Source organism: Micromonospora sp. WMMD735 (genome assembly GCF_049178995.1).
Classification (GTDB): Bacteria; Actinomycetota; Actinomycetes; order Mycobacteriales; family Micromonosporaceae; genus Micromonospora; species Micromonospora wenchangensis.
The window spans coordinates 3,294,015-3,307,617 of sequence record NZ_JBMHMJ010000002.1 but is presented as its reverse complement, the minus strand read 5'-3'; the positions used below and the strand labels follow the sequence as shown (position 1 = coordinate 3,307,617).

Below are 13,603 nucleotides of genomic sequence, written 5' to 3'. Positions count from 1 at the left end.
GGCGTGGCGGTTTGCGAGGATGACGCCATGGCATACGACGCGAGCACCCTCCCCGACGTGTCCGGGCTGACCGTCGGCATCATCGGCGGCACCGGCGACCAGGGACGGGGGCTGGCCTACCGGTTCGCCCGCGCCGGCCAGCGGGTGCTGATCGGGTCCCGCTCCGCCGACCGGGCGGCCGAGGCGGCGGCCGAGATCGCCGCGCTGCCCCGGCTGCCCGCCGGGGTCGACGTGACCGGCGCGGACAACGACGAGGTGGCCCGCCGTAGCGACGTGGTGGTCGTCGCGGTGCCGTGGGACGGGCACGCGGCCACCGTCGGCGCGCTGGCCGGGCCACTGGCCGGCAAGATCGTCGTGGACTGCGTGAATCCGCTCGGCTTCGACAAGCAGGGCCCGTACGCGCTGCCGGTCGCCGAGGGCAGCGCGGTGCAGCAGGCGGCGGCCCTGCTGCCCGACTCCCGGGTCTGCGCGGCGTTCAACCACGTCAGCGCGCCGCTGCTGGCCGACCCGGAGATCGACCGGATCGACCTCGACGTGCTGATCTGCACCGAGGAACGGGAACTGGTCGACATCGTCGGCGCGTTGGCCGCCCGGATCCCCGGCATGCGCGGCATCTACGCCGGCCGGCTGCGCAACGCCCACCAGATCGAGGCGTTCACCGCCAACCTGATCGCCATCAACAAGCGCTACAAGGCCCACGCCGGCATCCGGGTCACCGACCTCTGATCCACCACCCGCCGCGATCCTGGAGGGGAAGTGCCCCCGGCGGGGCCGGCTCCCTCCACGATCGCGGCGGGTGCGGTCGTGCGGTGGGGCGCGGTGGTCAGAAGTTGGTGTCGACGCCGGCCTTCCTGCAGGCGGAGTTCGCCATCGCGCTGGTCTTCTGGAACTCGGGGGCGTCGGCGGCGGTGTCCAGGTTCGCCGCGGTCGCTGCCCGGCCGGACGCGACCCCGAACGCGGCCAGCGCGGTGACCGCCTCGCTGGCGGGGGCGCCGGCGGTGGCCTTCGCCAACTTCTGCGCCATCTCCGTGTAGGCCTTGCGGATGGTCGGCGTGAGGTCGCCACCGGACGTCGCGGCCTTCATCACGTCGACCTTCATGGTGTCGGCGATCTTCTTGGCCGTCGTGCAGAGCTTCTTGTCGGCCGCCGGGTCGGCGGCGGCGGTCGGGCCGCCGGTGCTCGGGTCGGTGGTGGTCGGGTCGGTGGCGGCCGACGGGGCGGCACTGGTGGCAGACGCGCCGGCGGACGTCGACGGTGCGGCAGTGGTCGACGGTTCCGCCTCGCTGCACGCCGCGAGGGCCAGCACGGAGACACAGGTCAGGACGACTGTTGACAAGCGAACATGATCCACGGGCGGAACCCTAGCCGTTCCCGCCGCACCAGGGGACCCCCGCCCACAGTGGCTCGTTCCAGAACGGTGGGGCGGGGGCACCGCCCCACCGCCCGTACTCAGAAGGTGTGCTCGGTGGCGGGGAACTCGCCGCCGCGTACCTCGTCGGCGAACCGGCGGGTCGCCTCGGTCAGCGCCCCGGCCAGGTCGGCGTAGCGCTTGACGAACCGGGGGGCCTTCCCGGTGCGCAGCCCGGCCATGTCCTGCCAGACCAGCACCTGGGCGTCGGTGTCCGGGCCCGCGCCGATGCCGACCGTGGGGATCGCCAGTTCGGCGGTCACCCGCTTGGCGACCTCGCCCGGCACCATCTCCAGCACCACCGCGAACGCACCCGCGTCGGCCACCGCCCGCGCGTCGGCGAGCACCTCGTCGGCGGTGTCACCGCGCCCCTGCACCCGGTAGCCGCCCAGGGTGTGCTCGCTCTGCGGGGTGAAGCCGATGTGCGCCATCACCGGGATGCCCGCCCCGGTGATCGCCGCGATCTGGTCGGCGCAGCGCCGGCCGCCCTCCAGCTTCACCGCGTGGCAGCCGCCCTCCTTCATGAACCGCACCGCCGTGCGCAACGCCTGCGTCGGACCCTCCTCGTACGAGCCGAAGGGCAGGTCGCCGACGACCAGGGTGTGCCGGGTCGCCCGGACCACGGCGCGGACCAGTGGCAACAACTCGTCGACCGTCACCGGCAGGGTGGTCTCGTAGCCGAACACGTTGTTCGCCGCCGAGTCGCCGACCAGCAGCGCGGGAATCCCCGCCTGGTCGAAGATCCCGGCCGTGTACTGGTCGTACGAGGTGAGCATGGCCCACCGGTCGCCGCGCTCCTTGGCGGCGATCAGGTCGCGGGTGCGGACCCGGCGGGTGGCCGGCCCGCCGTACAGGGCGGTCACCTCGGTCGGGGTGGACTCCACCATGACTGTCTCCTTTCCTCGAGGCCGCTGTCGCGGTCCCCGGGTTCTGCCGCGATCGTCGCACCGCGCGACCGGTCGACGGCAGGGAACAGTGCAGGATTTCACTCCGCCGGGGCGACGCCGACCGACCGTGGCCGGCCGGCGTCGGGGTGCCCGACCGACCCGGGTCGGTCGGGCTGTGCTGCTCAGCCGACCGGGTCGGTCGGTTCCGGGTGCTCAGCCGAGCGGGTCGGTCGGTTCCGGGTGCTCAGCCGTCCTCGCGCCAGCGGTTGGTGATCGGCAGCCGACGGTCGCGGCCGAACGCCTTCATCGAGATCTTGGTGCCCGGCGCGGACTGCCGACGCTTGTACTCGGCGGTGTCCACCAGCCGCAGCACCTTGTCGACCACCGCCGGGTCGTGGCCGGACTCGACCAGACCCGCCCGGCCCAGGTCGCCGTCGACGTAGCCGATCAGGATCGGGTCCAGCACGTCGTAGTCGGGCAGGCTGTCGCTGTCGAGCTGGCCGGGGCTCAGCTCGGCCGACGGGGGCTTGCCGATGGAGTTCTCCGGGATCGGCGGGGTCTCGCCCCGGCGGGCCGCGTCGGCGTTGCGCCACTTCGCCAGCCGCCAGATCAGCGTCTTCCAGACGTCCTTGACCGGGTTGAACCCGCCGACCGAGTCGCCGTAGAGGGTCGAGTAGCCGACCGCCAGCTCGCTCTTGTTGCCGGTGGTGAGGACCAGGTGGCCCTCCTGGTTCGACAGTGCCATCAGGATCACCCCGCGCACCCGGGCCTGGAGGTTCTCCACCGCCACCCCGGACAGCGAGATGTTCGCCAGGAAGGTGTCCACCATCGGCTGGATCGGCTCGACCCGGTAGTCCAGGCCGGTGCGCTTGGCGAGGTCCTCCGCGTCGGCCCGGGAGTGCTCCGAGGAGTGCTGGCTGGGCAGTGACACCCCGACCACCCGCTGCGGCCCGAGCGCGTCGACGGCCAGCGCGGCCACCACCGCCGAGTCGATGCCGCCGGACAGGCCCAGCACCACCGAGGGGAACCGGTTCTTGTTGACGTAGTCGCGCAGGCCCAGCACCAGCGCCTGCCACACCTCGGCCTCGTCGGCCACCGGGGCCAGCGTGCCGCCGTCGGCCGCCGGCCCGGTCGGGGCCGCCGGCACCACCTCGACGGTACGGCGGACCACCCGCATCCCGTCGGCGAGATCCTCGGTGTCGGCGGCGTGCGGGCCCGCCCCGGCCAGCTCCACGTCGTGCACGAGCAGGTGCTCGACGAACTGCGGCGCGCGGGTGAGCAGCTCGCCGTCGGGGGTGACGATCATCGAGTCACCCTCGAAGACCAGCTCGTCCTGGCCGCCGACCATGTTGACGTACGCGATGGGCGCACCGGCCTCGGCGGCCCGGCGGCGCACCAGCGGCAGCCGGACGTCGTCCTTGTTCAGCTCGTACGGCGAGCCGTTGATGTTGACCACCAGGCCGACGCCGGCCTGCCGGGCCACCGCGAACGGGCCGCCGGCCTGCCACAGGTCCTCGCAGATGGTCAACGCCACGTCCACCCCGCCCACCCGGACCACGGTCAGGGTGTCGCCGGGCACGAAGTAGCGGTCCTCGTCGAAGACGCCGTAGTTGGGCAGGTGGTGCTTGAAGTAGGTCGCGACCACCTCGCCCCGGTGCAGCAGCGCGGCGGCGTTGCGGGCCCCCCGGCCCGGCTGGGCGTCCCCGCTGACCTGCGGCGGACCGTCGGCGTCCAGGTAGCCGACCACGACCGGCAGGTCGCCGAGACCGTCGGCGGCCAGGTCGGCGGCGAGCTGCCGCAGCGCGGCCTGCGAGGCGGCGACGAAGGAACGACGGAAGACCAGGTCCTCGACCGGGTAGCCGGTGAGCACCATCTCCGGGAAGGCGACCAGTTGGGCGCCGGTGTCGGCGGCCCGCCGGGTCCAGGCGCGGATCAGCTCGGCGTTGCCGGCCGTGTCGCCGACGGTCGGGTTGACCTGGCACAGGGCCAGACGCAGGGTGGGCATGCCCTCATCTTGCCCCAGCCGCGGCCGGTCGACCCGGCGGCTGCGGCGAGACGCCGGCCACCCTTTCGTCGCGCCCGGCCGGCCCGCCCCTGGTGGCGGGGCCGCCCGGCGATCCGGCCGTCGGGACACCGCAGGACGGGCGGCGGCAGGTCGCGTAACGTCTGCTTAACCAGGCCGGTGAAGACTGGGCGGTCAGGACGGACCGGCCGACCGGTGCCGGACGTACGTGGCGAGGGGTTGGGGAAGTGGACCGTCAGCAGGAGTTCGTCCTCCGTACGCTGGAAGAGCGGGACATCCGGTTCGTCCGGCTGTGGTTCACCGATGTGCTGGGCACGCTCAAGAGCGTCTCCGTCGCCCCGGCGGAGCTGGAGGCGGCCTTCGAGGAGGGCATCGGGTTCGACGGCTCGGCCATCGAGGGCTTCGCCCGGGTCTTCGAGTCCGACATGGTCGCCATGCCGGACCCGACGACCTTCCAGGTGTTCCCGTTCGAGGGCGGGGTCAGCGGCGAGAGCGCCCGGATGTTCTGCGACATCCTGCTGCCCGACGGCGGCCCGTCCTGGGCCGACCCACGGCACGTGCTGCGCCGGATGCTGTCCAAGGCGGCCGAGAAGGGCTTCACCTTCTACACCCACCCGGAGATCGAGTTCTTCCTGCTGGAGAACGGCCCGCAGGACGGCTCGGTGCCCACCGCCGTGGACACCGGCGGCTACTTCGAGCACACCACGCACGCCGTGGCGCGGGACTTCCGCCGCCAGGCCGTGCTCGCGCTGGAGCGGATCGGCATCTCGGTGGAGTTCAGCCACCACGAGGTCGCCCCCGGCCAGCAGGAGATCGACCTGCGGTACGCCGACGCGCTGACCACCGCCGACAACATCATGACCTTCCGGCACGTGGTCAAGGAGGTGGCGCTCTCCACCGGCGTGCAGGCCAGCTTCATGCCGAAGCCGTTCACCGACCAGCCGGGCAGCGGCATGCACACCCACCTGTCGCTGTTCGAGGGGGAGCGCAACGCGTTCCACGACTCCGGCGACCCGATGAAACTGTCGAAGGTGGCGAAGTCGTTCATCGCCGGCCTGCTGATGCACGCCCGGGAGTACACCGCCGTCACCAACCAGTGGGTCAACTCGTACAAGCGGCTGTTCCCGCAGGCGTTGCCGGACCGGATCACCGAGAGCCCGGCGTACGTCTGCTGGGGGCACCTGAACCGGTCCGCGCTGGTGCGGGTGCCGGCGTACGGCAAGCCGAACTCGGCCCGGGTGGAGGTCCGGTCGCTGGACTCGGCGACCAACCCGTACCTGGCGTTCGCCGTCATGCTCGGCGCCGGCCTCAAGGGCATCGAGGAGGGCTACGAGCTGCCGCCCGGCGCGGAGGACGACGTATGGTCGCTGAGCAGCGCCGAGCGGCGGGCGATGGGCTACGAGGCGCTGCCGGAGAACCTGTCCGAGGCGATCGACGTGATGGCCGGCTCCGAACTGGTCGCCGAGGTGCTCGGCGAGCACGTGTTCGACTTCTTCCTGCGCAACAAGCGGGCCGAGTGGGAGCAGTACCGCCGCGAGGTCACCCCGTACGAGCGGCAGCGCTACCTGTCGCTGTAGCGCGTACCGCCGTCGGCCGGGTCGTCCGCACCCGGCCGGCGGTGGCCCGGCTGCACCGACGGCCCGCGTATCCGCCGCTGCGGGGGTGTCGGGGGTTGCGTGGTGCCGCTATCGTCTCGATCACCGTGCCGGCACCTCCGCCGGGCGCAGGAGGTCGGGAGGCCGTCGGTGCTGGAAGATCTGCTCACCGGAGCATGGCAGAGCGTGGTGTTCGGTGTCGTCGGGGTGGCGCTGATGGCGGCCGGCTTCGTGCTGGTCGACGTGCTCACCCCGGGCAAGCTGCGCGAGCTGATCTGGGTGCAGCGCAACGGCAACGCGGGGCTGCTGCTGGCCGCCAACCAGCTCGGTGTCGCCGGCATCGTCTTCACCGCCATCGTCACCAGCTACGACGACTTCGCCAAAGGGCTCGCCTCGACGGTGGTCTTCGGACTGATCGGGCTGGCCGTCATGGCGCTCGCCTTCGGTGTGCTGGACATGCTCACCCCGGGCAAGCTCGGCGAGGTCATCTGCTCGGACCAGCCGCACCCGGCGGCCCGGGTCAGCGCCGCCACCCACTTCGGCGCGGCCCTGATTGTCTGCGCCTGCATCGCCTGAACCGGGGGCCCGTACCGGCCCTCGTGCGCCCCTGCCGGGGGTGTCGTACCCCCGTCGTAGCGTGCCGGGGGTGAACCGGACGGATCGTCTCTATGCCCTGGTGGAGGAGCTGCGGGCGGTGTCGCCCCGGCCGCGCAGCGCCCGTTGGCTGGCCGACCGGTTCGAGGTGAGCACCCGTACCGTCGAACGCGACATCGCCGCCCTCCAGGGTTCCGGCGTGCCGATCTGGGCCGAGCCCGGCCGCACCGGCGGTTACGTGGTCGACCGGTCGCACACCCTGCCGCCGGTCAACCTGACCGCCACCGAGGCGGTGGCGATGGCGGTGGCCCTGCACCGGCTCGCCGGCACCCCGTTCGCCGTGGCCGGTGGCACGGCGCTGCGCAAACTGCTCGCGGTGCTGCCGGCCGCCGATGCCGCCGACGCACGCCTGCTCGCCGGGCGGGTGCTGCTGGTCGGCTCCGGGCCGGCCACGTCCGTCCCGGCGGTCGTCGCCGACGCGGTCGCCGCCCGCCGGGTGCTGCGCCTGCGGTACGCCGACCGCTGCGACGTGCCCTCGTCGCGCGAGGTCGAGCCGCTGGGCTACCTCGGCAACGACCGGCACTGGTACCTGCTCGCCTGGTGCCGGCTGCGTGCCGGGCTGCGTTGCTTCCGTACCGACCGGATCGTCGGGGTCGAGGCGTTGCCGGAGCGGGTGACCCGGGAGTTCTCCCCGGCCGACCTGGACGTGCCGGCCGAGCGGGTGCGCCGGCTGACCCTGGTCTGATCCGGCGCGGGTCGGCCGCCCGGGCCGGCCGGCGTCGACAGCCCGGCTGGTCGGCGTGGGTCGCCCAGGCTGGTTGGCGCGCGGGCTGTCCGGTCGGATCGGCGCGTGGGCCGGGTGGACCGGGCGGTAAACACCGACAGGACGGTGTCGCGGACACCCGGGAGGCTGGCTGCCGAGCCCGCCGGCCGCCCGGTCGGCGGGGGACAGGAGGCAACGCGTGACCAGTACACCCGTCACCTGGTTCGAGATCGGCACCGACCGGCCGGACGAGGCGCAGAGCTTCTACGCGGAGTTGTTCGGCTGGACCTTCACCGACGAGGGCACGGCCGAGGGCGGTTCCTACCTGACGACCCCAGCGGGGGAGTCGACCGGCATTGGCGGCGGCATCCGGGCTCTCGCCGAGGGCGCGCCCGGCTACGCGATCATCTACGCCGAGGTGGCCGACGTGGCGCAGACCTGCGGGCGGGCCGAGGCGGCGGGCGGCACGGTGCTGACGCCGCCCCGGACCACGCCGAGCGGCCTGACCCTCGCCCTGGTGCGCGACCCGGTGGGCACCCACCTCGGTCTCTTCTCCTCGGACGGCTCCGCCTGACGCCAGGGGGCCGACGTTGCGGTGTCCCAGTGCGTCGGACACCGCAACGTCGGCCCTGGCGTGTCGATCTTCAGCGCTGGCGTGTCGATCGTCGGCCCGCCGGGTCGAGCGGGCCTCCGGTCGGGCGGGCCTCAGCGGGTCACTTGTCGGGCGTACCCTCCGGGCCGCCGTGGTGGCCGCGACCGGCCGGGCCCGGGAAGACCCCGGCCTCGACGGCCTTGGTGATCGCGTCGGCCTGCTCCTGGGTGAGCTTGCCGTCCTTGACCGCCTGGGCCAGCCGCTCCGCCAGCTTCTCCTGCCGGTCCTGCGGCGACGGACGCTCCGGCCGGTCACCCTTGGGCCGGTCCTTGTGCTGCTCGCGCACCTTCTCCAGGGCGGCGGTCACCTTGTCGGTGTCCACCCCCAGCTCCTTGGCGAGCGCCTCGGCGAACTCGTTCTGCCGGTCGGCGCGCTGCTGCTGCCGGTCGGTGCCCGGGTCGGCCTCGCTGCTGACGCCGGCGGTCGGGGTGGCCGACTCCTCGGCGAAGGCCACCGTCGGAGCGGCGATCCCCACCCCGAGCACGCCGGCGGCGGCGAGGCCGACCAGCAGCTGCTTCTTCGACATCGTGCGGGACATCGGTCCTCCATAGGTCGACGGTGCTGTTGACGTCACCGACAGTGACCACTGAACCTGAAAAACCCCCGTCCCGACCCTGTCCGCCAGCTGAAAGTTCCACCCCCTGACCCCGGTGATTAAGAGGTTTCGGTCAGGAATACGCTTTCCTCTGACGCGAACCTCTTGATCACCGGGGCGAGACGGCGCGACGCGGGGCGCGGCAGGGCAGGCCGGGCCGGATTCAGGCGGGTGGGGCGGGTTACCGGACGGCTGGGGTGACGGTCAGGGTGCCGGCGGTGGCGTCGAGGGTGGCGCTGGTGCCCACGGGGACGGAGAGCTGGCCGGGGCCGTGGCCGATCGGCAGGCCGCCGAGGACCGGCACGCCGAGGTCACCCAGCCGGTCGGTGAGCACGTCCACGACGGTGGTGTCCCAGCCGTCCGCGCAGTCGGTGAACTGGCCCACCGCCACCCCGGCCAGACCGTCGAGCACCCCGGCACGGCGCAGGTGGGTGAGCATCCGGTCGACCTTGTACGGCGGCTCCTGCACCTCCTCGACCAGCAGCACCGCCCCGGTCAGGTCCGGCATGTCCGGGGTGCCGAGGGTGGCGGTGATCAGGCAGAGGTTCCCGCCGAGCAGCCGACCCACCGCCCGGCCGGGGACCCGGACCGGATACGTCTCCTCCCCGGGCACCGCCTCGACGGTGACCGGCGCGGTGGTCATCAACGCGGCGTGCAGCGACTCCGCCGAGCGCAGCGGGGTCCGCTCGTCCACCCACGCCGCCCCGGGGCCGTGCACCCCGGCCAGCCGGGCACCCCGCCAGAGCGCGAACTGCAGGGCGGTGATGTCGGAGAACCCGGCCACCACCTTCGGGTCCCGTCGCACGGCGGCCATGTCGATCAGGTCCACCACCCGCTGCGCGCCGTACCCGCCCCGGGTGCAGATCACCCCGCGCACCCGCGGGTCGGCGAAGGCGGCGTTCAGGTCCGCGGCGCGCAGCGCGTCGTCACCGGCGAGGTAACCCCGCCTGGCGTACGCGTTCGGTGCCACCTGCGGGCGCAGCCCCCAACCGGTCAGCAGCTCGATGCCCCGGGCCACCCGCTCCGGCCTGGTCGGCCCGGACGGCGAGACCAGCAGCACCGTGTCCCCCTCCCGCAGCACGGGTGGGCGCAGGACGGACGGGTCGTCGGCGGTCACAGCGGCCGAGCATAGCCGCCCCGCCGGGCGGACCGAGGCGTTCCCGGTGGCGGTCGACGCACCCGCTAGCCTCGACGGCGTGGGAACCGCACTGGTGATCGAGAACGACCCGACCGACGACCCCCGACGGCTGGGGGAGTGGCTGGTGGAGGGGGGCCTTGAACTGCGGGTGCTGCGTCCGCACGCCGGCGACGAGCTCCCCGACGACCTCGACGGGTACGTGGCGCTGGTGGTGCTCGGCGGTGACCAGCACGCCTACCCGGCCCCCGACGGAACCCCCGGCGCACCCTGGTTCCCGAAGCTCGAAGGGTTGCTGCGCAAGGCCGTGCGGCACCGGGTACCGACCCTCGGCGTCTGCCTCGGCGCGCAACTGCTCGCCACCGCGCACGCCGGCCTGGTCGAGCGCAGCCCGTCCGGCCCCGAGGTGGGCCCGGGGGTGGTCGGCCGGCGCGACGCCGCCGAGAGCGACCTGCTGTTCCGGTACGTGCCGCTGATCCCGGACGTGCTCCAGTGGCACACCGACGAGATCACCGAGCTGCCCCGGGCCGCCACCCTGCTGGCCGCCTCGACCCGCTACCCGCACCAGGCGTTCCGGCTCGGCGACCGGGCCTGGGGCCTGCAGTTCCACATCGAGTGCGACACCGCCATGATCGCCGAATGGGCGCACGGCTCCGCACTGCTCGCCGAGCTGGGCTACGACGAGGACCTGGTGGTGGCCGCCTGCGACCGGGTGATGGCCGACGTCGAGGAGGTGTGGCAGCCGTTCGCCGTCCGGTTCGCCGCCCTCGCCCTCGGTGAGCTGGACGACGACACCCGCCGCAGCCTGCCCCTGCTCGGGCACTGAGATGAGCAGACCGACGAGGGGACGGCTGGCCCGCTACGGGTTCGCCGAGGGTGACGGTGGGGTCCGCGCCGCCGATCTGCTCGGCGCGGACGGGCTCGGGCTGTGGCAGGCCGACGAGCAGGAACCCACCGACAGGTCGGCGGCCGACCTGCTGGCCGCGCTCTCCCGGGCCGCCGACCCGGATCTGGCGCTGCGCCAACTGCACCGGATGGTGGAGACCGAACGGCGCACCGCCGACGACGCGACCGGGTCGGAGCTGCTGGCCGCGCTCGCCGCCGACCCGGGGCTGCGCCGCCGGCTGGTCGCCGTGCTCGGCGCGTCCGCCGCCCTGGGCGACCACCTGGTCGCCAACCCCGGGCAGTGGACGGTGCTCGGCACCGCCCCGGACGGGCTGGCCCCCACCGCCGACGGGCGGCTCGACCTGGCGCTCGCCGGGCGGCTGACGACCGCCACCGCGCCGGTGGCGGTGCTGCGGCAGGCGTACCGGCTGGCGTTGCTGCGGATCGCGGCGGCCGACCTGACCGGCGGACGCGGCCTGGAGCAGGTGATGGCGGCGCTGTCCGCGCTGGCCGACGCCACCCTCGCGGCGGCGTACGAGATCGCGGTGGGTGAGCTGCCGGCGGGCACGCCCCGGCCCCGGCTCGCCGTGGTGGCGATGGGCAAGTGCGGGGGCGACGAACTGAACTACGTCTCCGACGTCGACGTGATCTTCGTGGCCGCCACCGACGAGGACCTGCCCGCCGCGACCACCGTCGCCGCCCGGCTGATCCACGTCTGTGGGCTGGTCGCCTGGCCGGTGGACGCCGCGCTGCGCCCCGAGGGCAACCGGGGGCCGCTGGTGCGCACCCTCGCCAGCCACCTCGCCTACTACCAGCGGTGGGCCCGCACCTGGGAGTTCCAGGCGCTGCTCAAGGCCCGCCCGGCCGCCGGTGACCTGGCGTTGGCCGGCGAGTGGATCGACGCGCTCGCCCCGCTGGTCTGGCGGGCGTCCGAGCGTCCCGAGGCGGTCTCCGACGTACGCGCCATGCGCCGCCGGATCATCGACAACATCCCGCCGAAGGAGTTGGAGCGCGAGATCAAGCGGGGTCCGGGCGGGCTGCGGGACATCGAGTTCGCCGTCCAACTGCTGCAACTGGTGCACGGCCGGGGTGACGAGTCGCTGCGGGTGCCGGGCACCGTGCCGGCGCTGCGCGCGCTGGTGACCGGCGGCTACGTCGGGCGGGCCGACGGCGAGGCGCTGCTGCGCGGATACCGCTTCCTGCGCGGTGTCGAGCACCGGCTCCAGCTCCAGGCGCTGCGGCGGACCCACACCGTGCCGACCGAGCCGGCCGCGCTGCGCTGGCTGGCCGCCGCGCTCGGCTACGCCGCCATCCCCGGCCGCAGCGCCGTGGAGAGCTTCCGGGCCGACTGGGTCGCCCACGCCACCGAGGTACGCCGGCTGCACGCCAAGCTGCTCTACCGGCCGCTGCTGGAGTCGGTGGCCCGGGTGCCCGCCGACGGGCTGCGGCTCACCCCGGAGGCGGCCCGGCACCGGCTGGAGGTGCTCGGCTTCGCCGACCCGGCCGGGGCGCTGCGGCACCTCCAGGCCCTCACCGGCGGGGTGAGCCGGACGGCGGCGATCCAGCGCACCCTGCTGCCGGTGCTGCTCAGCGAGTTCGCCGACGCACCCGAACCGGACCGGGGGCTGCTCAACTACCGCCAGGTCTCCGACAAGCTCGGCAGCACCCCGTGGTACCTGCGGCTGCTGCGCGACTCCGGCCCGGTGGCCCGCCGGCTGGCCCGGGTGCTGTCCTCCTCCCGGTACGCGGCCGACCTGCTCGCCCGCGAACCGGAGGCGCTGCGGCTGCTGGCCGAGGAGAACGAACTGACCCCCCGGCCCCGGGAGGTGCTCTGCGACGGGTTCGCCGCCGCCGCGGCCCGGCACGCCGACCCGGTCGAGGCCACCCGGGCGGTACGCGCGCTGCGCCGCCGGGAACTCGTCCGGATCGCCTGCGCCGACGTGCTCAGCCGGGCCGACGGGTTGGCCCCGCGACCCGAGCGCGGAGCGCCGGCCGGCCCGCTGGCCGACGTCACCCGGGTCGGCACCGGCCTGTCGTACGTCACCGACGCCACCCTGTCCGCCGCGCTGCGCGCCGTCCGGGCCGCCCAGCCGGAGCTGCCCGGCCTGCGGTTCGCGGTGATCGGCGTCGGCCGCCTCGGCGGGTACGAGTCGAACTACCTCTCCGACGCCGACGTGCTCTTCGTCTACGACCCGCCGGCCGGGACGGCGGAGAGCGCGGCCAGCGCCGCCGCGCACGCGATCGCCGAGGAGTTGCGCCGGCTGCTCGGTGCGCCCGCCCCCGACCCGGCGCTCGGCGTCGACGCCGACCTGCGCCCCGAGGGACGGCAGGGGCCGCTGGTGCGCAGCCTCGCCGCGTACGCCCAGTACTACGCCCGCTGGTCGCGGGTGTGGGAGGCGCAGGCGCTGCTGCGGGCCCGGTTCGTCTGCGGCGACGCCGACCTGGGCACCGAGTTCGAGAAGATGGTCGACCCGGTCCGTTACCCGGCCGACGGGTTGACCCGGGAACAGGTGGTCGAGATCCGCCGGATCAAGGCCCGGGTGGAGAACGAACGGCTGCCCCGGGGCGCCGACCCGGCCACCCACACCAAGCTCGGCCGGGGTGGCCTCGCCGACGTCGAGTGGGCGGTGCAGCTGCTCCAGCTCCGGTACGCCGGGGCGTACCCGCAGCTGCGCGGCACGCGTACCCTCGACGCGCTCGCGGCGGCCCGGGACGCCAAGCTGGTCGACCCGGCGGACGCCGTCGCGATGACCGCCGGGTGGACCCTCGCCGCGCAGGTCCGCAACGCGTTGATGCTGGTCCGGGGACGCGCCGGTGACCAGCTTCCCCGGCACGGGGTGGAGTTGGCCGGGGTGGTGCGGCTGCTCGGCGCGGACGACCCGGGGGAGTTCCTCGACGACTACCTGCGCACCGCCCGGCGGTCCCGGGCGGCGATGCAACGCGTCCTCGACGCCGGGGTCTGAGCCCCGGCGTCGAGGACGGCTGATGGTACGCCGAATGGACGCGTCAGCCGACGGTGACGGCTCGGTGAATGGTTGTGGGACGCGTTTTCCGCGCTATTTTCGA

Annotated in this window: 12 protein-coding genes; 7 read left to right on the top strand and 5 right to left on the bottom strand. The window is 74.0% G+C overall.

Going from position 1 to position 13,603, the window contains the following annotated elements; translation table 11 throughout:
* The first annotated feature begins 27 nt into the window (after positions 1 to 27).
* Entirely contained in the window at positions 28 to 726 is a 699-nt protein-coding gene (gene npdG, locus ACN268_RS13910; RefSeq protein WP_421483566.1) for an NADPH-dependent F420 reductase, read from the top strand.
* A gap of 97 nt (positions 727 to 823) precedes the next feature.
* Here npdG and ACN268_RS13905 read toward each other — a convergent pair whose 3' ends face one another.
* From ACN268_RS13905 to ACN268_RS13895, 3 genes are all read right to left on the bottom strand, one after another.
* Entirely contained in the window at positions 824 to 1,336 is a 513-nt protein-coding gene (locus tag ACN268_RS13905; protein ID WP_421483565.1) for a hypothetical protein, read from the bottom strand.
* 113 nt (positions 1,337 to 1,449) lie between these two features.
* The gene (gene panB / locus ACN268_RS13900) at positions 1,450 to 2,295 is read right to left on the bottom strand and encodes a 3-methyl-2-oxobutanoate hydroxymethyltransferase (protein ID WP_421483564.1); all 846 of its coding nucleotides are present in this window, start codon (positions 2,293 to 2,295) and stop codon (positions 1,450 to 1,452) included.
* A gap of 244 nt (positions 2,296 to 2,539) precedes the next feature.
* Positions 2,540 to 4,300 carry an NAD+ synthase gene (locus tag ACN268_RS13895; protein ID WP_421483563.1) on the bottom strand — a complete coding sequence of 587 codons (1,761 nt, stop codon included), beginning with the start codon at positions 4,298 to 4,300 and terminating at the stop codon, positions 2,540 to 2,542.
* Between the two features lie 245 nt (positions 4,301 to 4,545).
* On the opposite strand from ACN268_RS13895, the gene glnA reads away from it, so the two are divergent.
* The 4 genes from glnA to ACN268_RS13875 all read left to right on the top strand — a co-directional run bounded on the left by glnA (position 4,546) and on the right by ACN268_RS13875 (position 7,844).
* On the top strand, positions 4,546 to 5,895 hold the full coding sequence (gene glnA / locus ACN268_RS13890) for a type I glutamate--ammonia ligase (protein ID WP_088644813.1): 1,350 nt from the start codon (positions 4,546 to 4,548) through the stop codon (positions 5,893 to 5,895).
* Positions 5,896 to 6,063: 168 nt separating this feature from the next.
* Positions 6,064 to 6,489, top strand: coding sequence for a DUF350 domain-containing protein (locus ACN268_RS13885; RefSeq protein ID WP_421483562.1), 426 nt, complete (start codon positions 6,064 to 6,066; stop codon positions 6,487 to 6,489).
* Between the two features lie 70 nt (positions 6,490 to 6,559).
* Positions 6,560 to 7,252 (top strand): helix-turn-helix transcriptional regulator, encoded by a 693-nt coding sequence (locus ACN268_RS13880; RefSeq protein WP_421483561.1) that lies wholly within the window; start codon positions 6,560 to 6,562, stop codon positions 7,250 to 7,252.
* Between the two features lie 217 nt (positions 7,253 to 7,469).
* On the top strand, positions 7,470 to 7,844 hold the full coding sequence (locus ACN268_RS13875; protein WP_421483560.1) for a VOC family protein: 375 nt from the start codon (positions 7,470 to 7,472) through the stop codon (positions 7,842 to 7,844).
* Between the two features lie 139 nt (positions 7,845 to 7,983).
* On the opposite strand, the gene ACN268_RS13870 is transcribed toward ACN268_RS13875, so the two are convergent.
* Both ACN268_RS13870 and ACN268_RS13865 read right to left on the bottom strand, forming a co-directional pair.
* Positions 7,984 to 8,460 carry a hypothetical protein gene (locus ACN268_RS13870; RefSeq protein WP_421483559.1) on the bottom strand — a complete coding sequence of 159 codons (477 nt, stop codon included), beginning with the start codon at positions 8,458 to 8,460 and terminating at the stop codon, positions 7,984 to 7,986.
* 238 nt (positions 8,461 to 8,698) lie between these two features.
* Positions 8,699 to 9,634 carry a S66 peptidase family protein gene (locus tag ACN268_RS13865; RefSeq protein WP_421483558.1) on the bottom strand — a complete coding sequence of 312 codons (936 nt, stop codon included), beginning with the start codon at positions 9,632 to 9,634 and terminating at the stop codon, positions 8,699 to 8,701.
* A 79-nt stretch (positions 9,635 to 9,713) separates the two neighbouring features.
* Between ACN268_RS13865 and ACN268_RS13860 the strand changes: the two genes are divergently transcribed.
* A complete protein-coding gene (locus ACN268_RS13860; RefSeq protein WP_421483557.1) occupies positions 9,714 to 10,478 on the top strand; it encodes a type 1 glutamine amidotransferase in 765 nt (254 codons plus the stop codon).
* 1 nt (position 10,479) lies between these two features.
* Positions 10,480 to 13,500 (top strand): bifunctional [glutamine synthetase] adenylyltransferase/[glutamine synthetase]-adenylyl-L-tyrosine phosphorylase, encoded by a 3,021-nt coding sequence (locus ACN268_RS13855; protein WP_421483556.1) that lies wholly within the window; start codon positions 10,480 to 10,482, stop codon positions 13,498 to 13,500.
* Positions 13,501 to 13,603 lie beyond the last annotated feature (103 nt).

Bases quoted from the DNA above. Each gene is read 5' to 3' on its own strand.
- npdG (WP_421483566.1), top strand. From the start codon at position 28: ATGGCATACGACGCGAGCACCCTCCCCGACGTGTCCGGGCTGACCGTC.
- ACN268_RS13870 (WP_421483559.1), bottom strand. From the start codon at position 8,460: ATGTCCCGCACGATGTCGAAGAAGCAGCTGCTGGTCGGCCTCGCCGCC.
- ACN268_RS13855 (WP_421483556.1), top strand. From the start codon at position 10,480: ATGAGCAGACCGACGAGGGGACGGCTGGCCCGCTACGGGTTCGCCGAG.
- panB (WP_421483564.1), bottom strand. From the start codon at position 2,295: ATGGTGGAGTCCACCCCGACCGAGGTGACCGCCCTGTACGGCGGGCCG.
- ACN268_RS13895 (WP_421483563.1), bottom strand. From the start codon at position 4,300: ATGCCCACCCTGCGTCTGGCCCTGTGCCAGGTCAACCCGACCGTCGGC.